Below are 23,616 nucleotides of genomic sequence, written 5' to 3'. Positions count from 1 at the left end.
TCTGACGTGACAGGGTGCGACCTCATTGTCCATGAAGGCGATTGCTGAAAGAGTGCGCGGATTCCCTTCACGAGGAGAGTGCACATGGGCGATCGAGTGCTGGACATCCCGAGCCGCGAGGGCCGCGTCAGCGATGCCGAATGGCAGACCCGCGTGGACCTGGCCGCGGCGTACCGGCTGGTGGCGCATTTCAAGTGGGACGACTTGGTGTTTACCCACATCACCGCGCGCGTGCCGGGCGAGGAAGACCGCTTCCTGATCAACCCGTACGGGCTGATGTTCGACGAGATCACCGCGTCGAGCCTGGTGAAGATCGACCTGCAGGGCAACAAGCTCGACGACACGCCGTTCCCGGTGAACCCTGCGGGTTTCACGATCCACAGCGCGATCCATTCGGCGCGCCACGATGCGCAGTGCGTGCTGCACACGCACACGCTGAACGGCCTGGCGGTGTCGGCGCAGAAGGGCGGCGTGCTGCCGTTGTCGCAGCAGTCGATCTTCATCCTGTCCAGCCTCGCGTACCACGACTACGAAGGCGTCGCGCTGCGCGACGACGAGAAGCCGCGGCTGGTGAAGGACCTCGGCCGCGCGACCTACCTGATGCTGCGCAACCACGGGTTGCTGACGGTCGGGCCGACGGTGGCCGATGCGGTGCTGGCGATGTACTTCTTCGAGACGGTGTGCACGATCCAGGTCCGTGCGATGGCGGGTGGTGCGCCGCTGATCCACATCGACCCGCAGATCATCCAGACCGCGGCGGAGCAGGCGAGGGTGGCGACGCGGGGGATGGGGGCGGGGGCGTTGACGTGGCCGGGGTTGTTGCGGCGGCTGGATCGGATCGATGGGGGGTATCGGACGTAGGTTGCTGTCGTTCGCATGGTGGCGCGAAAGGCGCGTGGGAGGAGGCCGTGGCGCGCCGGACGGGTCGGTCATCGGCCCCCTGGGGGGCCGATGACTTCCCTCCGCTGACTGGTTCGATGGCCCGTCGCCGAAACTCCCGCCGCTCACTTCGTTCGCTGTGGTCAGACAGTCGGCGACAGTCAGTTCACGAACGCGCTGCGCGCGGGGCCACCAAACCAGCCAGCTCCGGCGACCCGCCCTGATTGGCGCGCCACGGCCTCCCCCCACGCGCCTTCGGGCAGCGCTCTGCTCCTTCGGGTGTGACAAGCGAACAAATGGGGGTTGAGTCCCGGATCGGATCCGGACTATGGGCGCATGTACTGCGCCAGCAGCTTCTCCATCGTCGTCATCGTCTCGCGCTCGTGCAGCCATTGCGTGGGCGCGAGGTTGACGGCGCGCACGATCTGGTCGTTCGTGCCGACGTCGATCACGTTGATGCAGGCCGGCGCCTGTTCGAGCCGGCCGAAGAAGGCGCGCTCGCCGGCCAGCACGCGCGACAGCAACGCGCGGTTCACGCCGCCGTGCATCACCATCAGCAGGCATTGCCAGTCGTCGCGCGCGAGCAGCGCGTCGAAGGCCGGCAGCACGCGGTCGAGCAGCTCGCCGACCGATTCGCCCCCGAGGAAGCGCTGCGATTGCACGTCCGGGCCGATGCGGAACGCGCCGAGGAAGGCGGCCTCGATCTCGTGCTTCGGGATGTCGGCCAGGCGGCCTGGGCGGATCTCTTCGAGCGCGTGCTCGTGCAGCAGTTGCAAGGCCGGCTGCGCGCCCGCGGCCAGCACGCGCGTCGCGGTCTCGACCGTGCGCGGCAATCCGCTGACGAGCACGCTGTCGAATTGCACGCCGCATTGCGCGAACAACCGGCCCGCTGCATCGGCCTGCTCGCGGCCGACGGCATTCAGCGGCACCGTGTCCGGCGGCACCGCGCTGCCGTCTTCTCGAAAGTAGTCGACCGACCCATGCCGCATCAGGTAGATGCGTCGCCTCATGACAGCCCCTCGACCGGCGAGTACGCCGGCCACTCCCCCGAGGGGAGCGCGGGCCGGCTTGGGAGCGGCCCGGCGCTCGGCCCGCGGTCTCGCGGGCACGCGCTATTCGAAGTGCGGCGCGCGCTTGTCCAGGAAGGCCTGCAGGCCTTCGCCGCCGTTGCGATGAAAGAGGTTCTCAAGGAAGTGATCCCGCTCCGATGCCATCTGCTGCGAGAGGCTGCGCTCGGGCCATGCATTGACCAGCTCCTTCACGCTGGACACCGCGTTCGGCGCCAGGTGCGACAGCCGTTCGGCCACCGCCAGAGCTTGGGTCAGCGCCTGGCCACTGTCTGTCACCCAATTGACAAGGCCCAAGGCCTGAAGCTGCGCCGCGCCCATCGGCTCGGCCAGCCACAGCATCTGCAGCACCACCGCGCGCGGCAGGCGCTGCATCAGCTGCCAGGTCGAGCCGCCGTCGGGCGACAGGCCGATGCGGCCGTACGACATCACGAAGCGTGCATCCTCGGCCGCGACGATCAGGTCGCAGGCCAGCGCCAGCGCAAAGCCACCGCCGGCCGCGGCGCCTTCGACCGCCGCGATCACCGGCTTCGGGAACACGCGCAATACCTCGACGAACTCGTGGAATCGCTCCAGCATCGCGCGCTGCACCTCGGGCGGCGCCTCGCGGTTCGCGCGCAGCCGCTGCAGGTTGCCGCCGGCGCAGAAATGCTCGCCATCGCCGCGCAGCACGACGCAATGCACGTCGGGGTCCGATTCGGCCACGCCCAGCGATTCGATGCCGGCGGTGAAGACCTGTTCGGAGAGCGTGTTGCGCGAAGCCGGGTCGCTGATCGTCAGCACCAGGGCGCCGTCACGTCGTTCGGCACGCAATTCAGAAGGCATGGCCATCCCATTCGTCAGACAGCGCCAGGCGCATGGCGCGCGATTGTGGCATGGGGTGCCGGACGCGCCGTTCTGGGCCCGTTCCTGCCCGTTATTGCGGAGATCGCCGCAGGAACGTTCATGCTAGAGTCAAAACGATCAATCAACTGCTCAGCCGAATGCAGAGATTCTCGAACTTGCTCGCGGTCAGTCTCGCTTTGGGCCTCCTGCCCATGGGCCGAGCGACCGCGATGGGGTTCGGCAATACGCTGGGTGCCACCACGCTGGGCCACCCGCTCAATTTCGGCGTGATGCTGCGGCTGGAGCCCGACGAGCGCCTCGAGGCCTCCTGCATCAAGGCCGATGTGTCGATCGGCGACCATCCGCTGTCCTCGCTGTCGGTGCAGGTCCGCATCGAAGGCCGGCCAGGCAGCGCCGAGCGCCGGCTGCGCGTCACCACCACCGTGCCGGTCGACGAACCGGTGGTGGCCATTGCATTGAATGTCGGATGTCCGACCCGGCTGTCGCGCAATTACGTGGTGTTTGCCGATCCGCCGTCGGCCACCGCGGCGGCACCGGCCCATGCGCTGCCGGACATCGCCGATCAACCCGATCTCTCTGCCTCGCCGCTGGCCAGCGTGATCTCGCCGCAGGGCGAGCCGCCGGTGCGTTCGACGCTTCCGCGCGTTGCCCCGGGCGTGGCGGCGCAGCGCCCGCGCGCCGCCGCCGGCGCGACATCGTCGACACGCCCGGCCGCGACGGCCGGCGCGGCCAGGAAGGCCGCGCGCTCGCAGAAACCGGCCCCCGAGCCGGTGCGCCCGAAGGGACCGACGCTGCAACTCGATCCGGTCGAGACCGATGCGCTGATCTCGCCGTCGCTGCGGATGAGCTCCCAGCTGACGCCGCTGGCCGAGGCCGCACAGGCGGCCGGCTCGGCGCCGTACCGCTTCATCGACCCCGAACTGGTCGAGCGCCTGCAGGCGCAGGATCGCCTGAAGTCGCTCGAAGCGTCGATGAGCCAGCTGCGCGCCGAAGGCCAGGCGCGCCAGCAGTCGATCGCCGACCTGCAGGCGAAGGTGCAGCAGGCCCAGTCGGCGCGCTACGCGAACCCGCTGGTCTATGCGCTGGCCGTGCTGTGCGCGCTGCTCGCCGCCGGCCTCGGCTTCCTGGTCTGGCAGCGCTGGCGCGAGCGCCAGGCCGCCGCCTGGTGGGTCGAGCCGCCGGCGCCGACGCCCACCGCGGCCCCGGCCGCCGCGCCGGCCGAGCCGCCGCGCACCATTCCAGCAGCGATGTCGCCCGAGCCATTCGCCGGTGGCGCAGTGCTGGTCGACACGCCGCCGCCGGTGCGCAAGCGGCCCGCCGCGCCGGCGCCGCTGTCGCCGATGTCCGACGTCACGCTGACGCCGCGCGCGGTCGCCGCGATGCAAGCTACGCTGTCGAGGGCGACCGAGCCCGGCACCGACATCGATCCCGATGCGCTGGAACCGCACCGGCCGATGTCGGCCGAGGAGCTGATCGACCTCGACCAGCAGGTCGAGTTCTTCGTCGTGCTGGGCCAGGACGACGCCGCGGTCGACCTGCTGATGGGCCATGTGCGCAGCACCGGCGGCGTCAGCCCGCTGCCGTACCTGAAGCTGATGGAGATCTACCGCCGCCGCGGCGAGCGCGATCCGTACGACCGCATCCGCGAGCGTTTCAACCGCCGCTTCAACGCCTATGCGGTCGAATGGGACGAAAACGATCCGTCGAAGGAGCGCGACCTCGAGGAAGGCTTCCCCGACGTGCTGGCCCGCGTGCAATCGCTGTGGTCGGCACCGGCCGAGGCGATGGCCGCGCTCGACGGCGCGCTGTTCCGGCGCAACCAGGGCCCGCCGTTCGACGTGCCGGCGTACCGCGACCTGCTGTTCCTGTACGGCATCGCGCGCGACCTGGCCGAACGCGACGTGCGCCCCGAAGGCGTCGACCTGCTGCTGCCGATCGAATCGGTGGGCATCACGCTGGACCTGTCGGCGACCGGCGATTCGTCCGCCCCGCGGCCCGATGCCGCCGTGATGCCGCCGCCGGGTGCCCCGACGCTGCCGCTCCCGCAGGTCGAGCGGCTGTCGCTCGACCTCGATATCTCGACCGATCCGGCCCGGCTGTCGGGGCCCACCGCGGCGCCGAACGACGCCGGCGACTCGCGCCCCGGCCTCGATTTCGACCTCAGCGAACTGAGCGCACTCGACACCACCCGCAAACCGAAGGCGAGCGGCTCGCGCTGAATCTGCGCAGCCCGGATGGGCATCCGCGCTACAGCCTGGCCAGGCGCTCCAGCGCCAGCTCCAGCGTCTCGTCCTTCTTCGCGAAGCAGAAGCGCGCCAGCTTCTGCTCGAAACCGCCGGCATAGAACACCGACACCGGGATCGCCGCGACGCCGATCTCGCTGGTCAGCCAGCGGCAGAAGCCTTCCTCGCCCAACTCGCTGACGGCCGAGTAGTCGACGCTCTGGAAATAGCTGCCCGCGCTCGGCAGCAGCTTCAGCCGGGTCGTCGCCAGGCCCGCGCGGAACAGGTCGCGCTTGCGCTGGTAGAACGCCGGCAGCTCGAGGTAGGGCGCCGGGTCGGCCATGTAGGCGGCCAGCCCGTGCTGCACCGGCGTGTTGACGGTGAACACATTGAACTGGTGCACCTTGCGGAATTCGGCCGTCAGCGGCGCCGGCGCCGCGACGTAGCCGACCTTCCAGCCGGTCACGTGGTAGGTCTTGCCGAAGCTCGAGACGATGAAGCCGCGCGCCGCCAGCTCGGGGTGGCGCGCGATGCTTTCGTGCCGCTGGCCGTCGAACACCATGTGCTCGTAGACCTCGTCGGCGATCACGAACACGTCGGTCGGGCGCAGCAGCTCGGCCAGCTGCTGCATCTCGGCCACGCTCCAGACGGTTGCGCTCGGGTTGTGCGGCGTGTTGACGATGATCGCGCGGGTGCGCGGCGTGAGCGCGGCGCGGATGCGCTCGAAATCGGGCCGGAACGTGCGCGGCGTCAGCGGCACGTGCACCGCGGTGCCGCCGGCCAGCACGATGTTCGGCTCGTAGCTGTCGTAGCACGGGTCGAGCACGATCACCTCGTCGCCGGGGTGCACGATCGCGAGGATCGCGGTGATGATGGCCTGCGTCGCGCCGGCGGTGATGGTCACTTCGGTGCCGGGGTCGTACGCGTGGCCGTACAGCGCGGCGATCTTCGCGGCCACCGCCTCGCGCAGCGCCGGCACGCCGGCCATCGGCGGGTACTGGTTCAGTCCGCGCTTCATCGCGCCGGTCACCGCGTCGAGCAGCTTCGGGTCGCCGTCGAAATCGGGGAAGCCCTGGCCGAGGTTGACGGCGCCATGCTGCTGCGCCAGCGCCGACATCACGGTGAAGATGGTCGTGCCGACCTGCGGCAGGCGGCTTTCGAGGGTGGGGGTTCGCATGGTGGGCTCGTGGCTCGAAACGGGCGAATCAGAGTTGGTAGTCGTGGCCGGTGTCGGCCGCATCGCCGCTCATCGCGCGGGTGATCAGTCCGCGGTTCAGGCGGTCGGACAGCATCTCGGCGAACGCGTAGACGAAGTTTCTCAGATAGGCCCCGCGCTTGAACGCGACGCGGGTGACGTTGGGGCCGAACAGGTGGCCGACCGGGCGCGACACCAGGTCGCCGTTCGGCGGGTCGTCGCGCACCGCGATCTCGGCCAGCACGCCGATGCCCATGCCCAGGCGCACATAGGTCTTGATGACGTCGGCGTCGATCGCCTCCAGCACGATGTTCGGCTTCAGCCGGCGCGCCGCGAAGGCCTGGTCGACCCGCGTGCGGCCGCTGAACGACGGGTGGTACGACACCAGCGGCTGCTGCGCCAGGTCTTCGAGCGTGATGCGTTCGAGCTGCGCCAGCGGGTGGCCGGCCGGCATCACCACCGCGTGCTGCCATTCGTAGCAGGGCAGGCTGATCAGCTCGCTGTGCTCGGCCAGCGCCTCGGTCGCGATGCCGATGTCGGCCACCTCCTCGATCACCATCTGCGCCACCTGCGCCGGCGCGCCCTGGTGCAGGCTGATGTTGACCTTCGGGAAGCGCTTGCGCAGCTGCGACACCGGCTCGGGCAGGAAGTAGCGGGCCTGCGTGTGCGTGGTCGCGATCGACAGCGTGCCGGCATCCTGCTTCGAGAACTCTTCGCCGATGCGCTTCAGGTTGCCGACCTCGCGCATGATCACCTCGATCGACTTCAGCACCTCGGCGCCCGGCTCGGTGACGCGGCGCAGCCGCTTGCCGTGGCGCGCGAAGATGTCGACGCCGAGCTCGTCCTCGAGTTCGAGGATGGCCTTGGAGATGCCGGGCTGCGAGGTGAACAGCGCCTTGGCCGTCTCGGTCAGGTTCAGGTTGCGGCGCACGGCCTCCTGGACGAACCGGAATTGGTGCAGGTTCATATTCCGTTGCAATCTGTGGATTGCACGGATTAAATCACTTCGTGTCTGTGGAAGCGATGATCAGTCGGCCGGCGGCGTCGGCCATCGCGGCGATCACCGGGTCGAGTTCGCCGACGGCCGGGTGCAGCTGCCAGCGCACGCCGGGGTGCGCGGTGCCCAGTTCGGCCAGCAGTTCCGGCAGGTCCTTGCGCACGTGGCCGCCGGCGCCGAGGAACAGCGGCAGCACGTCGACGTGCGTGCAGCCGTGCGCGGCGAGCTGCCGGCCGGCTTCGCGCAGGTCCGGCGCCATGAATTCGAGGAAGGCGAGGGCGACCGGCACGCCGGGATGCGCTCGGCGCACGCGCGCGGCGACGTCCTCGAACGGCAATGCCCAGTTCGGGTCGCGCGCGCCGTGCGCGAACAGCAGCAGGCCGCGGCTCATCGGTAGCGGACGAGCCAGCTGAAGGCGGCCAGCGACAGCAGCAGGTAGATCGCGCTCGGCGTCGCCGCGACGATCCATGGCGTCCAGTTCTGCAGCAAGCCCAGGTGCGCCGCGACGTTGTTCAGCAGCACGAAGCTGATGCCGAGCATGATGCCGCCGAACACCTTCAGGCTGACGCCGCCGGCGCGTGCATGCAGGTACGCGAAGGGCAGCGCCAGCGCCACCATCACCAGGCAGGCGAGCGGGTACAGCGCGCGTTTCCAGAACTGGATCTCGTGGCGCTGCGCCGTCTGCTCGTTGTCGGACAGGTGGGTGATGTAGCGGAACAGCTCCAGCGTCGACATCGAGCCTTCGGGCAGCACCGCGGCCGCCACCACGTTGGCCGGCAGCGTGCTCGGCCAGGTGTAGACCGGCATCTGCTGCGAGTTGACCAGCCCGCCGGTCGCGGCATCGCGCCAGTCGGTCAGGTTCACGTCCTGCAGCGTCCAGTTGTCGTCGCTGCCGACGCGCCCGCGCGCCGCGCTGATGCGGCGCAGCAGCCGGCCGCTGCCGTCGGATTCGAAGATGCGGATGTTCAGCAGCTCGCCGCCGGCGGCGGCGCTGCCGACGTTGACCGAGTACGAGCGCTCGCCGTCGGGCGTCACGCGGTGGTCCTTCAGCCAGGCGCCGGTGATGCCGAGGCTGAAGCCGCCCTTGTAGCGCGCCTGCAGCTGTGCGGCGCCGCGCTCGCTGAGCGGCGCGAGGTAGTCGCCGACGACGAAGGTCAGCACGCCGAAGGCCATGCCGAGGCCGGTCAGCAGGAACAGCGCGCGGCCCGGGCCGAGCCCGCCGGTGCGCAGCACGGTGAACTCGGACGACTGCGCAAGCCGCGACAGCGCGTAGATGGTGCCGATCAGCACCGCGATCGGCGACAGCTCGTACAGGTGCCCGGGCAGCTCGAGCAGCGAGTACACCGCCGCATGCAGGGCGGTGTAGGTCTTCGTGATGTCGGCCAGCTCGTCGACGAAGTCGATGAAGAAGAACAGCGACAGGAAGGCCACGGCGACGAAGGCCACCGACGAGACGATGTCGGCATAGAGCAGCCGGCGCACGGTTTTCATCGGAGACTCATTTCTTGCAGGCTTCCTGCAGGCGCTGCTTCAGGCGGCCCTTGCCGCTTCCGCCACCGTCGCCGGTGTGCCGGCGCAGGCTCCAGTGGGTGCCGTTGTCGCGCCACCAGAGCAGCGCGATCGCCAGCAGCAGCACGCCGCCGTGCATCGTGACCAGGATCGCCCCCATGCCGGCCTTGCCGCCGGCCACCCAGGCCTGCGACAGGTTGATCAGGTTGTAGTAGACGACGAAGCTCAGCAGCGCGAACAGCAGGTTCCAGTTGCTGGCACGCCGCGGCTGCGTGGCCGACAGCCCGATCGCCAGCAGCAGCAGGTTGGCCGCGCCGAGCGTCAGGCCGAGCCGCCAGGTGAGTTCGCCCTGCGCGGCCGGCGTCGGCTCGCTCATCAGCTCGATGGTCGGGCGCGCCTTCGGCGGCGGCGCGTCCGCGCTGCTCAGCACGCGGTCGCCGGCCTGCACCTTGTAGGTCTCGAAGCGCGCCAGCGTCTTGTCGCCGCTGCGCAGGTTCTGCTCGTTCTGCTGGCCGCTGTCGAGCACCAGGAAGCGGTCGTCGTCGGTGTTCTCGATGTGCCCGCTGCGTGCCGAGGTGACCGATTCCTTGTCGGCCTGCGCGGTCAGGATGAAGACGTTGCGGCCGGTGCGGCCGTCTTCGCTGTCGCGCTCGATGAAGAAGGTGCGGCGCCCGTCGCGCGACGACTGGAACTGGCCCGGCGTGACGCGCGACAGGTCGGAGCGGCGCTCGAAGCGCTCGCGCAGCTCGGCGCTGCGCGCGTTCATCCACGGCCACACGAAGAGCGCGAGCAGCGCCACCACCAGCAGCACCGGCCAGCTGACGCGCAACACCGGCCGCACGAAGCGCGACAGGCCGACGCCGCTCGCGAACCAGATCGCCATCTCGCTGTCGCGGTACATGCGCGTCATCGTCGAGACGGTGGCGATGAACAGCGACAGGCTCAGCATCGTCGGCAGCTGCGCGAGCGCCACGTAGCCGAGCAGCAGCACCACGTCCTGCGGGGCGACACGGCCCAGCGCGGCCTGGCCCAGCGTGCGGATCAGCATCATCGTCAGCACGATGGTGAGGATCACCACCAGCGTGGCGCCGAATGTGCGGGCGAGGTCTCGCCGCAGGGAGGAATCGAATAACATCGTTGGATTCTGGACTGGCTCGCATTATGGACTTCAAGCATCAGGTTTCTTCTTCCGGCAGCCTGGCTGCCCTGCAGGCCGACGCACTGCTCGTCATCGTCGACGCCTCCGCCGGCGGCAACACCGTCGATGCCTCGCTCGACGCGAAGCTCGCGGCCCCGATCAACGAGGCGATCGCCCATGGCGACTTCGCACTGAAGGCCGGGCGCGCGCTGTACCTGCACCGCGTGGCCGGCGTGAAGGCGCCGCGCGTGGTGGTGGCCGCAGCCGCCTCCGGCACCGCGAAGGCCTTCAAGACCGCGGTCGCGAACGGGCTGGCCCAGCTGAAGGGCGGCGGCGCGAAGCACGTGGCCGTCGCGCTGGCTTCGGCCGGCGACCTCGGCGCCGCGCATGCGCAGGCGCTGGTCGCCGCGGCCGGCGACGCCACCTACCTGTACCGCCACACCAAGCCCAGCGCACCGGCCGCATCGGCCATCGCCAAGCTCACGCTGGTGTGCGACAAGGCGCAGGCCAAGGCGGTGCAGTCGGGCCTGGCGGTCGGCGAGGCGATCGGTGCCGGCGTCGAGCTGGCGCGCGAATGCGCCAACCGGCCGGGCAACCACTGCACGCCCACCTTCCTGGCCGAGCAGGCGAAGAAGCTTGCGAAGGACCACGGCCTGAAGGTCGAGGTGCTGGACCGCAAGGCGGTCGAGAAGCTCGGCATGGGCTCGTTCCTCGCGGTCGCCCAGGGCTCCGACGAGCCGCTGCGCTTCATCGTCGCGCGCTACGAAGGCGCGGCGAAGACGCAGGCGCCGATCGTGCTGGTCGGCAAGGGCATCACCTTCGACACCGGCGGCATCTCGATCAAGCCGGCCGCCGAGATGGACGAGATGAAGTACGACATGGGCGGCGCCGCGAGCGTGCTCGGCACGCTGCGCGCGGTGGCCGAACTGAAGCCGAAGCTGAACCTGATCGGCATCATCCCGTCGTGCGAGAACATGCCGAGCGGCCGGGCAGTGAAGCCGGGCGACGTCGTCACCAGCATGTCGGGCCAGACGATCGAGATCCTGAACACCGACGCCGAAGGCCGGCTGATCCTGTGCGATGCGCTGACCTACGCCGAGCGCTTCAAGCCGGCGGTCGTGGTCGACATCGCGACGCTGACCGGTGCCTGCGTGATCGCGCTCGGCCACCACAACTCGGGCCTGTTCACCGCCGACGACGCGCTGGCCGCCGACCTGCTGGCCGCCGGCCAGAGCGCGCTCGACCCGGCCTGGCGCATGCCGCTGGACGAGGAGTACGACGACGCGCTGAAGAGCAACTTCGCCGACATGGGCAACGTCGGTCCGCGCGCCGGCGGAGCGATCACCGCGGCGATGTTCCTGCGCCGCTTCACCGCGAAATACCGCTGGGCCCACCTCGACATCGCCGGCACCGCCTGGAAGTCGGGTGCTGCCAAGGGCGCGACGGGGCGGCCGGTGCCGCTGCTGACGCAATTCGTGCTCTCGCAGGCAAAGTGATGCTCCTGGCCCGCGCCGCGCTGCTCCTTCAAGCCACTCCCCAGGATCCGGCTTTGCCGGGCCGAGGGGAGGCGCCCCTCGGGGGCAGGAGCGAAGCGACTGGGGGGCCCACATGACAGAGGTCAGCTTCCACTTCAACGTGCCGGATCGGCTGTCGTACGCGTGCAGGTTGCTGCGCAAGGCGACTCGCCGCGGTGCACGCGTGGTGGTCGCAGGCCCCGCGCCGGTGCTCGGACGCCTCGACAAGCAGCTGTGGGTGTTCGAGCCGACCGATTTCGTGCCCCATGTGCATGCACGCGCCGGCCAGCCGATCGCGCCGCGGCTCGCGCCGACGCCGGTCTGGCTGGTCGAGCGGCTGGCCGATGCGCCGCACCGTGACGTGCTGCTGAACCTGGGCGAAGAAACCGCCGACGGTTTCGAGAGCTTCGCCCGCGTGATCGAGCTCGTTTCGCGCGACGGCGACGACCGCCCGTCGGGCCGCGCGCGCTGGAAGCACTACGCCGACCGCGGCTACCCGATCGTCCGGCACGACGTGGCGCAGGAGGGCGAATGAAGCGAGCCGAGCGCCGGGCCGTTCCCAAGCCGGATCGCATCCCCTCGGGGGATCGATCGATGTATTCATCGAGCGAGGGGTCGTCATGAGCACCACCCCGCGCCAGCAGCCGCCGCACCGCCTGCCGGTGCTGACCGAGGTGGTGCCGAGCGCACGCGGCGCGCCGCCGGCCGCCGAGGCCGTACCGCCACCGCCACCTTCACCGCCGCGTGCGCCCGTGCCGGTCGCGCCGCCGGCTTTCGCGGCCACCGCGCCATCGGCGTTGTCGCCGCTGCCTCCTGCGCAATCGCCCCCGCCACCGCTGGCGCCCCGTGCGGCCGTCCCGGCGGCGGCCCCTGCAGCCGCGCCGGTGGCTCCACCGCTCAGCGAAGAAGCCGTCGTCCAACGTGTGCTGACCGATGTGCAGCGCCAGCTCGACCTGGTCTTCGAATACAAGCTGCGCGAGTTGCTGACGCCGGCGCTCGCGCGCATTGCCGATTCGTTGATCCGCGACACCCGCAACGAGCTCGCGACCACGCTGCGCGAGATCGTCACGCGCGCCGTCGCGCAAGAGCTGCATCGCCAGCGCGGCCGCTAGGTCGAGCACCGCGAGGACCCATCAAGCAACGCCCCGGGGATCCGGCTCTGCCGGGCCCAGGGGTGGCGCCCCTCGGGCAGGAGCGAAGCGACTGGGGGCTGTCGTTTACCCTATCAACGCGGCCCGGTTCTTGCTCGTTGAGTCGCCATGCCCAGCGAGCCCAACCCCTTGTCCCTGCTGAGGACATCGCGCAACGAGACCCGAGGATTCCCGCAATGGAGGCGGTTTTTTTTGGGGTAACGTTGCGCCCGCTGAGGCTGACTCCTCACCCGTTATTCCAGTCTTTCCAAACCCCGGAGGTTTTTGAATGCAATACAAACTCAATGTCCTGGTCGCCGCCGCCGTGACCCTGTTCGCCGGTGCGGTGTCCGCCCAGGAAGTCGTGAAGATCGGTCACGTCGCCCCGACCAGCGGCGGCATTGCCCACCTCGGCAAGGACAACGAGAACGGCGCGCGCATGGCCATCGACGAACTGAACGCCAAGGGCGTGACGATCGGCGGCAAGAAGGTCAAGCTCGAGCTGCAGGCTGAAGACGACGCCGGCGATCCGAAGCAAGGCACCGCGGTCGCCCAGAAGCTGGTCGACTCCAAGGTCAACGGCGTGATCGGCCACCTGAATTCGGGCACGTCGATCCCGGCCTCCAAGGTCTACAGCGACGCCGGCATCCCGCAGATCAGCCCGTCGGCCACCAACCCGAAGTTCACCCGCAACGGCTACAAGACCACGTTCCGCGTGGTGGCTGACGACGTGCACCTCGGCGGCACGCTGGGCCGCTATGCCGTCAAGGAGCTGAAGGGCAAGTCGATCGCCGTCATCGACGACCGCACCGCCTACGGCCAGGGCGTCGCCGACGAGTTCGAAAAGGGCGTCAAGGGCGCGGGCGGCACGACCGTCTCGCACCAGTTCACGACCGACAAGGCGACCGACTTCACCGCCATCCTGACCCAGATCAAGTCGAAGAAGCCGGACGTCGTGTTCTACGGCGGCATGGACGCCGTGGCCGGCCCGATGATCCGCCAGATGAAGCAACTCGGCATCGACGCCAAGTTCATGGGCGGCGACGGCATCTGCTCGGGCGAACTGCCGAAGCTGGCCGCCGGCGCGATGGGCGACGGCCAGGTCGTCTGCGCCGAAGCCGGTGGTGTCGAAGGCACGCAGAAGGTCGGCATGGACAAGTTCCGCGAGGACTACAAGAAGAAGTTCGGCACTGAGGTGCAGATCTATTCGCCGTACGTCTACGACGCCGTCAACGTGATGGTCGCCGCGATGGTCAAGGCCGGCTCCGCCGACCCGGCCAAGTACCTGCCGGTGCTGGCCAAGACCGACGGCTACAAGGGCGTGACGGGCACGATCTCGTTCGACGAGAAGGGCGACGTCAAGAACGGCGCGCTGACGCTGTACACCTACAAGGGCGAGAAGCGCGAGCAGATCGCCGTCGTGCGCTGATCGGCCTGCGTTCACCGCCAGATCGCTGCAGGACAGAAGGGACGCCGAGAGGCGTCCCTTTTTTCATGGCAGCTTGATCGAGGTCGGCACGCCCGCCCCTTCTGGAGGAGGCGAATCCCGCAGCCCGGGGCTATGCTGCGCGGTCACTCCACCGAAGGATCCGCGATGAAGAAGAAGGCCTCGATCCCCGCGCGCAGCGCCAAGGAACGCCAGCGCGCCCCGCTGGTCACGCCGACCGACCTGAAGGCGGGCGCCACCCGCGACATCGCCGCCGCGATGAACGGCATCCTGGCCGACGTGTTCGCGCTGTACCTGAAGACCAAGAACTTCCACTGGCACATGAGCGGGCCGCACTTCCGCGACTACCACGTGATGCTCGACGAGCAGGCCGACCAGCTCTATGCGATGACCGACCCGATCGCCGAACGCGTGCGCAAGGTCGGCGGCACGACGCTGCGCTCGATCGGCCACATCGCGCGCTCGCAGCGCATCCTCGACAACGATGCCGACTACGTCGAGCCGTCGGACATGCTGGCCGAACTGCGCGAGGACAACAAGACGCTGGTCGCCGCGCTGCGCCAGGCCCACAACGTCTGCGACGAGCACCAAGACATCGCGACCGCCAGCCTGATCGAGGTCTGGATCGACGAGAGCGAGCGCCGCACCTGGTTCCTGTTCGAGGCCGGCCGCTCGGGCGACAGCGGCGGGCACTGACGGGCACCAGCCCGCGGCCGGTGGCGGCACGCTTCGTGCAACATCCGGGGCCATGAGCCTCTCCCGCGCCCCCGCCGACGCCGCGCCGCCCGCATCGCCACCGGTCCAGCGGCACACGCCGTTCGAAGACGCGCAGGCGATCTTCACCGGCACGCTGTTCGTGTCGCTCGCGCTGATCCTGTTCGCGCAGGCCGGGCTGCTGACCGGCGGCACGGCCGGCGTGGCCTTCGTGCTGCACTACGCGACCGGCATCGGCCTGGGCAAGCTGTTCTTCGCGATCAACCTGCCGTTCTACTGGTTCGCGTGGCGGCGCATGGGCCGCGAGTTCACGCTGAAGACCTTCGTCGCGATCACGCTGCTGTCGCTGATGACGGAATGGTCGCCGCGGCTGTTCGCGATCGAGCGATTGCACCCGGCGTATGCGGCGGTGCTGGGCGGGCTGCTGCTCGGTTCGGGCTGCCTGTTCCTGGCCCGCCATCGCGCGAGCCTGGGCGGCGCGACCATCGTGTCGCTGTACCTGCAGCAGTCGCGCGGCTGGCGGGCGGGCAAGGTGCAGATGGTCGTCGACTGCAGCGTCGTGCTGCTGGCGCTGACGGTGGTCGACCCGGCGCGGGTCGCGTGGTCGGTGCTTGCGGCCGTCGTGATGAACCTGTTCATCGCGGTCAACCACAAGCCGGGACGCTACGCCGTTCTCTGATCCCTGCAGGTCAGCGGTGCGTCTCGCGGTCCAGCCCGCGGTCGGGCGATTCGAAATGCTGCTGCTTGCCCGGCTGCGGCTCGACCAGCTCCTCGATGATCAGCCGCCCGAACTTCTGCGCCCGTACCGCGTTGTGCTGGATGGCCACCTGCGTGATCAGCTCTTCGTGGTCGCTCTTCGGCCACAGCACGACCACGTAGCCGTGCCCCTGCTCGGCGAGCGCGAGGTGGGTCTTCAGCAGGTTCATGTCCTGGCCGATCGAGGCCAGCGGCCCGGCATGGTCGATGTTGGTCTGCATCTGCTGCTTCATCTGCTGCGGCGAGAACACCAACAGCTCGCTTTCCTGGAAGCCGGCGTCGAGCAGTGCATTCAGCGCGCCCTGCAGGTCGTCCGCCTGCTGGAAGGCGATGAAGATCTTGTTCTCCGGCGGCAGCACGCCATCGCTGCGGATCGGGTTCTCGACAGCGTTCGGTACATCTTTGGTCTGGCTCATGGCACCTCCAGAGGATCGGGCACCGCGAAGGCGGTGGGCAAGGGAACGCGGGGAACCGTCGGCGCCGGTTTCACCGGACCTGGGAAGTCATCGACGCGGATCACCTTCGCGGCCGCGCGCAGGTACGCGAGCGCCGCGCCGGGGTTGCGCGAATGGCTGGCCACGTCTTCGAGCGAGTGGTTGTGGCGCAGCGCCTGGTTCAGCCGGGCGGCCTCGTCGCCAAGGGCCCGTGCCTGGTCGAGCGCGTCCTTCAGGTCGCGCAGGCCGCCGGAGCGCGGCGTGCCGACGTCGATGCACAGGCGCGCCAGCACCGCCGGCTCGTCGCGCAGCGATTCGGCCAGCGCCACCAGGTCGCGGTCGCGCAGCGGCGCCAGGTGCCGCGTGCCGCTCAGCAGCAGCGGCGCCAGCAGGCGCAGCGCGCCCGACGGCAGGTTGGCGTACAGGTCGCGCAGCGTCGCGGCTGCCTGGTCGAGCTGCACGCGGATCGCCGCGCGCGCGATCGGCAGCAGCGCCGGGTCGGCCTCCTGCTCGTAGCGCCAGACGCTGGCCGATGCGAGGTACAGGTTCGACAGCACGTCGCCCAGCCGCGCCGACAGCAGCTCCATGCGCTTCAGCTTGCCGCCGAGCAGCCCCATCGCCAGGTCGGCGGTCAACGCGTACTTGGCCGACACCCGGGCGATCAGCCGCGCTTCCTTCTGCAGGCCCTTCGGCACCCGGCCCTGCAGCGGGGCGCCGGCCAGGCTTGCCCACAGGTTGCGCAGCACATGCCGGCCGTGGGCCAGCAGCGCCGCGCCCAGCGCCTGGGCGTCATCGGCCTGCACCGCGGCCATCTCGTCGAGCACATGCGGGTGGCAGCGCACCGCGCCCTGGCCGAAGATGATCAGCGAGCGCGTCAGCAGGTTGGCGCCTTCCACCGTGATCGCGATCGGCGCCTGCCGGTACGCGGCGCCCAGCAGGTTGCTCGGGCCGGAGATGATCCCCTTGCCGCCGAGCACGTCCATGCCGTGCACCACCGCGCGCCGGCCGGCTTCCGTCAGGTGCACCTTCAGGATCGCGCTGGCGACGCTCGGCCGCTGGCCGGCATCGAGCGCGGCGGCGGTGTAGCGGCGCGCGGCGTCGGTGGCGTACAGGTCGGCGGCGGTGCGGGCGAGCAGCGCGGCGATGGCATGGAACTTCGCGATCGGCAGCCCGAACTGTTCGCGGATCTGGCCGTAGCCGTTCATCACGAACAGCGCGGTCTGCTGCATCGCGGCGCCCATCGCCGGCAGCGATATCGCGCGGCCGGCGGCGAGGCATTCCATCAGCATGCGCCAGCCCTGGCCGACCTGCTGCTCGCCGCCGATCACCCAGTCCATCGGCACGAACACGTTCTCGCCGCGCACCGGGCCGTTCATGAAGGCGGAATCCATCGGCCGGTGGCGGCGCCCGATCTCCATGCCCGGTGTCGGCACCGGCAGCAGCGCGCAGGTGATGCCGAGTTCCTGTTCGCCGTCGGGCCGCGTCAGGTCGACCGCCTGGAAGGCCAGCCCGACCACCGTCGCCACCGGGGCGAGCGTGATGTAGCGCTTGTCGAAGGTGACGCTGAAGCCGCGCACGCGCCGGCCGTCGATCACCCGCTCGGTCAGCACGCCGCGGTCGGGGATCGACGCAGCGTCGGAGCCGGCATACGGCGAGGTCAATCCGAAGCACGGCAGCTCGCGGCCGTCGGCCAGGCGTTCAAGGTAGTGGGCCTTCTGCGCGTCGGTGCCGTAGCGCAGCAGCAGTTCGGCCGGGCCGAGCGAGTTCGGCACCATCACCGTGACGGCGGCCGCCACGTTGACGCTCGCGATGCGCGCCACCACGGTGGCATGCGCATGGTGGCTGAAGCCGAGCCCGCCCTGTTCAGTCGGGATGATCATGCCGAAGAAGCGGTGCCGGCTCAGGTGCTGCCAGACCGCGGCGGGCAGGTCGCCTTCGGTGTCGATCGCGAACTCGTCGAGCATGCCGATCAGGTCGCGCACCGGACCGTCGAGGAAGGCGTGCTCGGCCGGCGTCAGCCGGTTCGGGGGGATCGCCAGCAGCGCGTCGAAATCCGGCCGACCGGCGAACAGCTGCCCCTCGAACCCCACGGTGCCGGCCTCGAGCGCCGCCCGTTCGGTGTCGCCCATCGCGGGCAGCGCCTTGCGGAAGAACGGCATCGCGGTCCGGCCGAGCCAGCGCTGGAAGGGAGTCAGGCCCATCGAGGGTCTCCGTGCAGATCAGATACCGCATCGTCGAGCCTGGGTGCATCGGAATCTGCCGGACGGCATCGGCTTGGCGAGTCGGACAGCGCTCACACGGCCGGCCGCTACATCGGCGGCGCGAACCCGTTGCGCCCCGCGATCGCCCGCAGCGCCACCGGCTTGCCGTCGCGCAGCTGCGCGGTGACCAGCACCTTCGCGCCCGGTACCAGCAGCGCGCGGTCGCCCGGCTTCACGGTGACGACCGGCACGCCTTCGGGCACCCGCACCGTCTTCTCGCCATCCTTGTAGCGCAGCCGCAGCGTGCGGCCCCTGGCCTGGCCGACGACGTCGGCAACGGTCGCATTCGTCATCGTGCTGCCCGGCTGCAAGTCCCACGGGTAGTGGCCTTCGTTGCTGCCGCGCGCCTGTTCGGGGAACACCAGCACCTCCAGCGCCTGCAGCGTGCCGTCGGCCTGCGGCATTGCCGCGGTGCCGATGTAGCTGCCGGCGGCGATGTCGGCCAGCTCGGTCGGCACCACCTCGTTGACGCCGAAGCTGTCGGCCAGCGCCAGGCGCAGCAGCTCGCCGCTGCGTTCCTTCATCACCAGCGTGGTGTTGTCGAAGGATTCGACGGTACCGCGCAGGCGTTGCGTCGGGGCCGGCGGCGATGCCTGCGCATGGGCGACCGTGACGGCCAGCGCCAGCAGCGCGGCGCCGAGGAAGCGGGGAAGGTGGGTCATGGCGGTGTCCGGCAGGGGTTACTGGGGGTACAGCCCGCGCACGCGCCCGAACAGCCGCGTCATCCCGAGCAGCGCATCGATGTTCGGCGTCGCGAGCCCGAGGCGCTGCGCGATCTCGCGCACCGCGCCGACCAGCGCATCGAGTTCGATGCCGCGGCCGGCTTCGACGTCCTGCAGCATCGAGGTCTTGAACGCACCGAGCTTGCGCGTGACCTGCTGGCGGTCTTCGGGGGTCTGCGCGATCGCGCAGCCGATGCGCTCGCCGATGGCCGAGGCCTCGCGCATCGCGTTCGCGCAGAAGGTCAGCAGCAGCGGGTCGTCGAGCACGCGGTCGACGGTGGCGCCGGTGATCGCCGACACCGGGTTCATCGTCATGTTGCCCCACAGCTTGTACCAGATGTCCTGGCGCACGCTGGCCGACACGGTGACGTCGAAGCCGGCCTGCGCCAGCAGCGCGCCGATCTCCTTCGCACGGGCCGATTCGCCGCCGCCGGGCTCGCCGACGATCAGCCCCCGGCCCATCTTGTGCTCGACCAGGCCGGGCTCCGGGCTGGCGGTGGCGGCATGCACGACGCAGCCGAGCACCTGCTGGTGCGGGATCTTCGCGGCGATGCGGCCGCCGGGGTCGACGCTCTCCAGCGGCGCATCGCCGATGGCCGCGATGCCGCGGCCGAACCACCACGGCACGCCGTTCATCGCCGGCAGCACCACGGTGTGCGGTGCCAGCAGCGGCGCGAGCCGGTCGGCCACCGCGGCGAGCGCCGGGCCCTTGACCGCGATGACGACCAGGTCCTGCGGGCCGAGCTCGGCGGCGTCGGCGCTCGCGTGCACCGCGCCGGTGATGAGCTGCCCGCCTTGCTGCAGCCGCCAGCCGTGCGCGCGCAGCGACTGCAGCGTCGCGCCGCGCGCCACCGCGCTGACCTGCGCGTTGGTGCCGGCCGCGAGCCGCGTGCCGATGAATCCGCCGATCGCACCGGCCCCGTAGATGCACACCTTCATCGCTGCCCCTTGTCTGCAAGAGGGGGCATTCTGCGACAGCGCGCTACTTGCGCGTCTTCGGGGGTTTTGCGCTGCGCTTGTCGGAGGCGGGCACCGCCAGCTGCTTCGCGATGCCGGCGTGGAAACGCTCGATCTCGTCGGTGGTGGCGAGCGACGCGGGCAGTTCGAGCTCGATGCGGTGCAGCGTCTGCGCCGGCCCGGCGCGCAGCATCGCGACCGGCCCGACGCGGCGCGAGCCGGCCGGCAGGTCGACCTGGACGCCGACCACGCGGCCGGCCTCGGTGATGACGGTGGCGGTGTGCATGGTGTTCAGCTCCATTCGGCGATGCTGAGGTTGTAGTGGATCGCCGCGGCGCCGGCGTTGCGGATGTTCACGGTGTAGTGGATGCCGTCGGTCTCGCCGTTCGAGCGCGCGACGACGCCCTGGCTGACCGTGACCAGTTCGACGTTGAGCTGCGGCTCCTGGATGTTGGGCGCCGCGACCGCGACGCCGACGTCGCGGCCGAAGCCGTCGAACACGTACTCCCAGTGGTGCGTGCCCCCGGGGGCGAGGGTCACGATGCCGCCGACGTTGCGGTACAGGGCCATGCGGTTGCTCCGATGAGGCAATGAGGAGTTGCCACGGTAGCGGCGCCAGCCGCCGCGTCCATACCGAAATTGGAGGACGCGGCCCGCCACCCCCCACGTTTTCAGGAGGCGGGCGCGCCGTCGTCGCGGAGGTCCTGCCGGTACTCGAAGCGCAGTCCGCCGGCCGGTGCGCTGCCGAGCGCGATCTGCCCGCCCAGCCGCTGCGCGATGCCGCGCGCGATCGACAGCCCCAGCCCGCTGCCGGTCGGCTGCGTGCCGACCACCCGGTAGAACGCATCGAACACCCGCTCGCGCTGGTCCGGCGGAATGCCCGGGCCGGTGTCGTCGACGCGCAGCAGCGCCTGGGCGCCGTCGCGCTCGATGCTGACGTCGACGCGCCCGCCGGCCGGCGTGTAGCGCACCGCGTTGTCGACCGCGTTGCGCACCAGCGTGTGCAGGTCGACCGGCGTGCCGGCGACCTGCACCGCATCGAGCCGCGTGACGCCCAGGTCGACGTTGCCGGCCTCGGCCATCGCGACAAGGTCGGACACCACCTCGCGCACCACCTCGTGCAGCGCGACCGGTGGCTGCGGCGCGGCGTCGCCCGCGGGCCGCGCCTGCGCCCGCGCGAGCGACAGCAGCTGCTCCAGCAGCGCGCGCGAGCGCGACAGCCCTTCGCGCAGCGGCGCGAAACGCCGGCGCGCCTCGGGCGACATCTCGGCATGCTCCAGGTTCTCGGCCTGCACCGTCAGCGCGGTGATCGGCGAGCGCAGTTCGTGCGCCGCATCGGCGATGAAGCGGCGCTGCTGTTCGAGCGATTCGGCCAGGCGGCGCAGCAGCGCGTTGATCGACGTGACGAAGGGTCGCACCTCGTCGGGCATCCCGCCGGCCGGCACGTCGACCAGCGCCGCATCGCCTTGCTGGTCGAGTTGCCGGGAGGCCAGCGCGATCGGCCGCAGCGTGCTGCGGATCACCACGCGGACCAGCAGCGCCACCACCGGCAGCAGCGCAACCAGCGGCACCAGCGCGGCCAGCGCGCTGTCTTGCGCGATGTCGTCGCGCCGGTCGGTCTGCTGCGCGACGACGAAGCGGCGGCCGTCCGGCAGGTGGGCCAGCAGCATGCGCCACGGGCGGCCTTCGGCGACGTGGGTGTCCAGGCCGTCGGGGAGGTCGGGCGGCAGCCGGCCGATGCCGTTCACCCGCGGCTGGCCGGCCACCGTGTCGACCAGCTCCACGACGACGCTCGGCTGCGGCGCGCCGGTTGCAGCCACCGGCTCCACCGGGTTGATCGCGAGCTGGCCGGCCAGCACCAGCGCGGCGGTCTGCTCCAGCAGGTCGTCCTGCAGCTCGTTGGCCTCGTGCAGCGCCCAGAAGAACGACACCGCACCGGCCGCGACCGCGGTGGCCAGCAGCAGCACGGCCATCCACAGCGACAGGCGGAACTGCAGCGAATTCTTCATCCGCCGCGGTCCACGCGCCAGCCGACGCCGCGCACGTTGCGGATCACGGTCGGTCCGAGCTTGCGGCGGATGCCGTGGATCAGCACCTCGACGGTGTTGCTCTCGATCTCCTCGTTCCAGCCGTAGATGCGCTCCTCGAGCTCCTGGCGCGACAGGATCGCGCCGGGCCGCACCAGCAGCGCCTGCAGCAGCGTGAACTCGCGGCCCGACAGCGTGACGGCGTGGCCTTCGAAGCTGACGTCGCGCGTCACCGGGTCGAGCGTGACCGTGCCGTTGGTCAGCAGCGGCGAGGCCGAGCCGCCTTGCCGGCGCATCACCGCGCGCATGCGGGCGAGCAGCTCCTGCACGTCGAACGGCTTCAGCACGTAGTCGTCGGCGCCGAGGTCGAGGCCGGCGATGCGGTCCTCGACCTCGTCGCGCGCGGTGACGATCAGGATCGGCACATGCGCATTGCGCGCGCGCAGCTGGCGCAGCACGTCGATGCCGTCGCGCAGCGGCAGCCCGAGGTCGAGCAGCACGACGTCGTAGGCCTGCGCGAGCGCGGCGGCCAGTGCCTGCTCGCCGTCGGTGGTCCAGTCGACCGCATAGGCGGCGTCGGACAGGGCCTGCTGCACGGCCGCGCCGATCATCCGGTCGTCTTCCACCAGCAATACGCGCATCGGTTGGTTTTCCGCAGGGTTGGCCGGAAGGCTTCGCGTCAGGAACGAGGTTCGCATTCTGGATCAAGCCCCCGGCAGGCCGACGCAGGGTCATTCGAAGGCGCTTGACGTGGCCCAAGAAAATAAGAATCATTCTCAACAAACAGCGAAATCATCAGGGGGTAGCGCGCGTGTCCATCACCAACCATGAGCCCGCCGGGCTGGGCGGAGCTTTCCTGGCCCACCGGGCCAAGCTGCAGGGCCTGGCCCACAAGATCACCGGCCGGCGCGAGCTGGCCGAAGACGTGGTGCAGGAGGCCTTCCTGAAGCTCGCCGACGTGGCGCCCGGCCTGCCGGTGCAGCAGCCGATCGGCTACTGCTTCCAGGTGGTGCGCAACCTGGCGATCGACTGCCGGCGCCGCATGATGCTCGAGGCCGGCGTGTTCGCCGACGGCGAGAGCGGCGAGCACATTGCCGCGCCGCAGGGCACGCCGGAGCAGTACGCGATCAGCCGGCAGAACCTGGTGATCGTCGACGAGGCGCTCGGCCGGCTGCCGGCGCGCACGCGTCAGGCCTTCGAGCTGTACCGCATGGGCGGCCTGACGCAGCGCGCGATCGGCGAGCGGCTGGGCGTGTCGGCGGCGCTGGTCAACACGATGATCCGCGACGCGGTCCAGGCGCTCACGCGCTGCAGGCACCTGCTCGAAGCCGAATGAGGCGCTCCTAGAATCGGCGGTTTCCACAGCCAGCCCCGTGCGCACCCGCGCGCGCCGCCCGCCGATGAGCCCCGACCAGGACCGTGAAGACCCCGCGCAGGAGCTTGTCATGCAGGCCGCCTGGGACTGGGTGATGAAGGCGCACGAGCAGCCGCTGGGCGATGCGGAGCTGGATGCCTTGAACCGCTGGCTCGATGCCGATCCGCAACACCGCATCGCGCATGCGCAGGCCTCGCGGTTGTGGCTGCTGAGCGGGCTGGTGCCGCCGGCGCACGACGACGACGGATTGCCGCACTGACGTCCGACCCCTCGCCCGGTGGGTACACCGGTCGATCCCCCGAGGGGATGCGGGCCGGCTTGGGACGGCCCGGCGCCCGGCCCGCCAGAACCTGCGGGCGGCGCTGAACAAACCCGCCCCCGGCTCGTCATGGAAGGCAAGGCGCACTGCTGCGCGAACCACGAGCC

At 70.3% G+C, this 23,616-nt stretch carries 25 protein-coding genes; 10 read left to right on the top strand and 15 right to left on the bottom strand.

The annotated features are described in order from the left end of the window. Positions 1-84 precede the first annotated feature (84 nt). On the top strand, positions 85-861 hold the full coding sequence (locus FHT26_RS01320) for a class II aldolase/adducin family protein (protein ID WP_168558392.1): 777 nt from the start codon (positions 85-87) through the stop codon (positions 859-861). A 344-nt stretch (positions 862-1,205) separates the two neighbouring features. Here the strand turns inward: FHT26_RS01320 and FHT26_RS01315 are convergent, their stop codons facing one another. Beyond that, positions 1,206-1,889, bottom strand: a complete 684-nt coding sequence (locus tag FHT26_RS01315; RefSeq protein ID WP_168558391.1) for a histidine phosphatase family protein — start codon at positions 1,887-1,889, stop codon at positions 1,206-1,208. A 102-nt stretch (positions 1,890-1,991) separates the two neighbouring features. Next, positions 1,992-2,771: an oxepin-CoA hydrolase, alternative type gene (locus FHT26_RS01310; protein WP_168558390.1), complete on the bottom strand. Its 780-nt coding sequence runs from the start codon at positions 2,769-2,771 to the stop codon at positions 1,992-1,994. 230 nt (positions 2,772-3,001) lie between these two features. Here FHT26_RS01310 and FHT26_RS01305 point away from each other — a divergent pair, with 230 nt between their 5' ends. Continuing rightward, positions 3,002-5,011: a hypothetical protein gene (locus FHT26_RS01305; protein WP_168558389.1), complete on the top strand. Its 2,010-nt coding sequence runs from the start codon at positions 3,002-3,004 to the stop codon at positions 5,009-5,011. 28 nt (positions 5,012-5,039) lie between these two features. Here the strand turns inward: FHT26_RS01305 and FHT26_RS01300 are convergent, their stop codons facing one another. Genes FHT26_RS01300 through lptF form a run of 5 tightly spaced genes read right to left on the bottom strand, consistent with a single transcriptional unit; the run spans position 5,040 to position 9,850 of the window. Then, positions 5,040-6,191 carry a pyridoxal phosphate-dependent aminotransferase gene (locus tag FHT26_RS01300; RefSeq protein ID WP_168558388.1) on the bottom strand — a complete coding sequence of 384 codons (1,152 nt, stop codon included), beginning with the start codon at positions 6,189-6,191 and terminating at the stop codon, positions 5,040-5,042. Positions 6,192-6,219: 28 nt separating this feature from the next. Then, positions 6,220-7,176 carry a CysB family HTH-type transcriptional regulator gene (locus FHT26_RS01295; RefSeq protein ID WP_168558387.1) on the bottom strand — a complete coding sequence of 319 codons (957 nt, stop codon included), beginning with the start codon at positions 7,174-7,176 and terminating at the stop codon, positions 6,220-6,222. Between the two features lie 34 nt (positions 7,177-7,210). Further along, a complete protein-coding gene (locus FHT26_RS01290; protein WP_168558386.1) occupies positions 7,211-7,597 on the bottom strand; it encodes a sirohydrochlorin chelatase in 387 nt (128 codons plus the stop codon). Next, entirely contained in the window at positions 7,594-8,697 is a 1,104-nt protein-coding gene (lptG, locus tag FHT26_RS01285) for an LPS export ABC transporter permease LptG (RefSeq protein WP_168558385.1), read from the bottom strand. The genes FHT26_RS01290 and lptG overlap by 4 nt, the downstream gene beginning before the upstream one ends. A 7-nt stretch (positions 8,698-8,704) precedes the next feature. Next, positions 8,705-9,850: an LPS export ABC transporter permease LptF gene (lptF, locus tag FHT26_RS01280; RefSeq protein WP_168558384.1), complete on the bottom strand. Its 1,146-nt coding sequence runs from the start codon at positions 9,848-9,850 to the stop codon at positions 8,705-8,707. 26 nt (positions 9,851-9,876) lie between these two features. On the opposite strand from lptF, the gene FHT26_RS01275 reads away from it, so the two are divergent. From FHT26_RS01275 to FHT26_RS01250, 6 genes are all read left to right on the top strand, one after another. Further along, positions 9,877-11,349 (top strand): leucyl aminopeptidase, encoded by a 1,473-nt coding sequence (locus FHT26_RS01275; protein WP_168558383.1) that lies wholly within the window; start codon positions 9,877-9,879, stop codon positions 11,347-11,349. Positions 11,350-11,461: 112 nt separating this feature from the next. Further along, positions 11,462-11,902 carry a DNA polymerase III subunit chi gene (locus FHT26_RS01270; RefSeq protein WP_168558382.1) on the top strand — a complete coding sequence of 147 codons (441 nt, stop codon included), beginning with the start codon at positions 11,462-11,464 and terminating at the stop codon, positions 11,900-11,902. 85 nt (positions 11,903-11,987) lie between these two features. Beyond that, positions 11,988-12,479, top strand: coding sequence for a hypothetical protein (locus FHT26_RS01265; RefSeq protein WP_168558381.1), 492 nt, complete (start codon positions 11,988-11,990; stop codon positions 12,477-12,479). Between the two features lie 307 nt (positions 12,480-12,786). Next, positions 12,787-13,926 (top strand): branched-chain amino acid ABC transporter substrate-binding protein, encoded by a 1,140-nt coding sequence (locus tag FHT26_RS01260; RefSeq protein ID WP_168558380.1) that lies wholly within the window; start codon positions 12,787-12,789, stop codon positions 13,924-13,926. 165 nt (positions 13,927-14,091) lie between these two features. Beyond that, on the top strand, positions 14,092-14,640 hold the full coding sequence (locus FHT26_RS01255) for a Dps family protein (RefSeq protein WP_168558379.1): 549 nt from the start codon (positions 14,092-14,094) through the stop codon (positions 14,638-14,640). Between the two features lie 52 nt (positions 14,641-14,692). Beyond that, entirely contained in the window at positions 14,693-15,337 is a 645-nt protein-coding gene (locus FHT26_RS01250; protein WP_168558378.1) for a YitT family protein, read from the top strand. 10 nt (positions 15,338-15,347) lie between these two features. On the opposite strand, the gene FHT26_RS01245 is transcribed toward FHT26_RS01250, so the two are convergent. The 8 genes from FHT26_RS01245 to FHT26_RS01210 all read right to left on the bottom strand — a co-directional run bounded on the left by FHT26_RS01245 (position 15,348) and on the right by FHT26_RS01210 (position 22,456). Beyond that, positions 15,348-15,830: a hypothetical protein gene (locus tag FHT26_RS01245; RefSeq protein ID WP_168558377.1), complete on the bottom strand. Its 483-nt coding sequence runs from the start codon at positions 15,828-15,830 to the stop codon at positions 15,348-15,350. Continuing rightward, on the bottom strand, positions 15,827-18,049 hold the full coding sequence (locus FHT26_RS01240; RefSeq protein ID WP_168558376.1) for an acyl-CoA dehydrogenase: 2,223 nt from the start codon (positions 18,047-18,049) through the stop codon (positions 15,827-15,829). The genes FHT26_RS01245 and FHT26_RS01240 overlap by 4 nt, the downstream gene beginning before the upstream one ends. Before the next feature lie 107 nt (positions 18,050-18,156). Then, entirely contained in the window at positions 18,157-18,771 is a 615-nt protein-coding gene (locus FHT26_RS01235) for a hypothetical protein (RefSeq protein WP_168558375.1), read from the bottom strand. An 18-nt stretch (positions 18,772-18,789) separates the two neighbouring features. Beyond that, a complete protein-coding gene (locus FHT26_RS01230) occupies positions 18,790-19,770 on the bottom strand; it encodes a 2-dehydropantoate 2-reductase (protein ID WP_168558374.1) in 981 nt (326 codons plus the stop codon). A gap of 43 nt (positions 19,771-19,813) precedes the next feature. Next, complete coding sequence (locus tag FHT26_RS01225; protein ID WP_168558373.1) at positions 19,814-20,089, bottom strand: hypothetical protein; 276 nt, start codon at positions 20,087-20,089, stop codon at positions 19,814-19,816. Next, entirely contained in the window at positions 20,080-20,358 is a 279-nt protein-coding gene (locus FHT26_RS01220) for a hypothetical protein (RefSeq protein WP_056808861.1), read from the bottom strand. Before FHT26_RS01220 ends, FHT26_RS01225 begins: the two co-directional genes overlap by 10 nt. A 101-nt stretch (positions 20,359-20,459) precedes the next feature. Next, positions 20,460-21,797 carry an ATP-binding protein gene (locus FHT26_RS01215; RefSeq protein ID WP_168558372.1) on the bottom strand — a complete coding sequence of 446 codons (1,338 nt, stop codon included), beginning with the start codon at positions 21,795-21,797 and terminating at the stop codon, positions 20,460-20,462. Then, positions 21,794-22,456: a response regulator gene (locus FHT26_RS01210; RefSeq protein ID WP_168558371.1), complete on the bottom strand. Its 663-nt coding sequence runs from the start codon at positions 22,454-22,456 to the stop codon at positions 21,794-21,796. The genes FHT26_RS01215 and FHT26_RS01210 overlap by 4 nt, the downstream gene beginning before the upstream one ends. Positions 22,457-22,626: 170 nt before the next feature. On the opposite strand from FHT26_RS01210, the gene FHT26_RS01205 reads away from it, so the two are divergent. Both FHT26_RS01205 and FHT26_RS01200 read left to right on the top strand, forming a co-directional pair. Next, positions 22,627-23,151, top strand: a complete 525-nt coding sequence (locus FHT26_RS01205) for a sigma-70 family RNA polymerase sigma factor (protein ID WP_349238066.1) — start codon at positions 22,627-22,629, stop codon at positions 23,149-23,151. Positions 23,152-23,188: 37 nt separating this feature from the next. Continuing rightward, on the top strand, positions 23,189-23,449 hold the full coding sequence (locus tag FHT26_RS01200; RefSeq protein ID WP_210427197.1) for a DUF4880 domain-containing protein: 261 nt from the start codon (positions 23,189-23,191) through the stop codon (positions 23,447-23,449). Positions 23,450-23,616: the final 167 nt, after the last annotated feature.

Source organism: Rhizobacter sp. SG703 (assembly GCF_012275445.1).
Lineage (GTDB): Bacteria > Pseudomonadota > Gammaproteobacteria > Burkholderiales > Burkholderiaceae_C > Rhizobacter.
The sequence above is the reverse complement of the archived record's forward strand: the minus strand, read 5'-3'. Positions and strand labels throughout refer to the sequence as shown.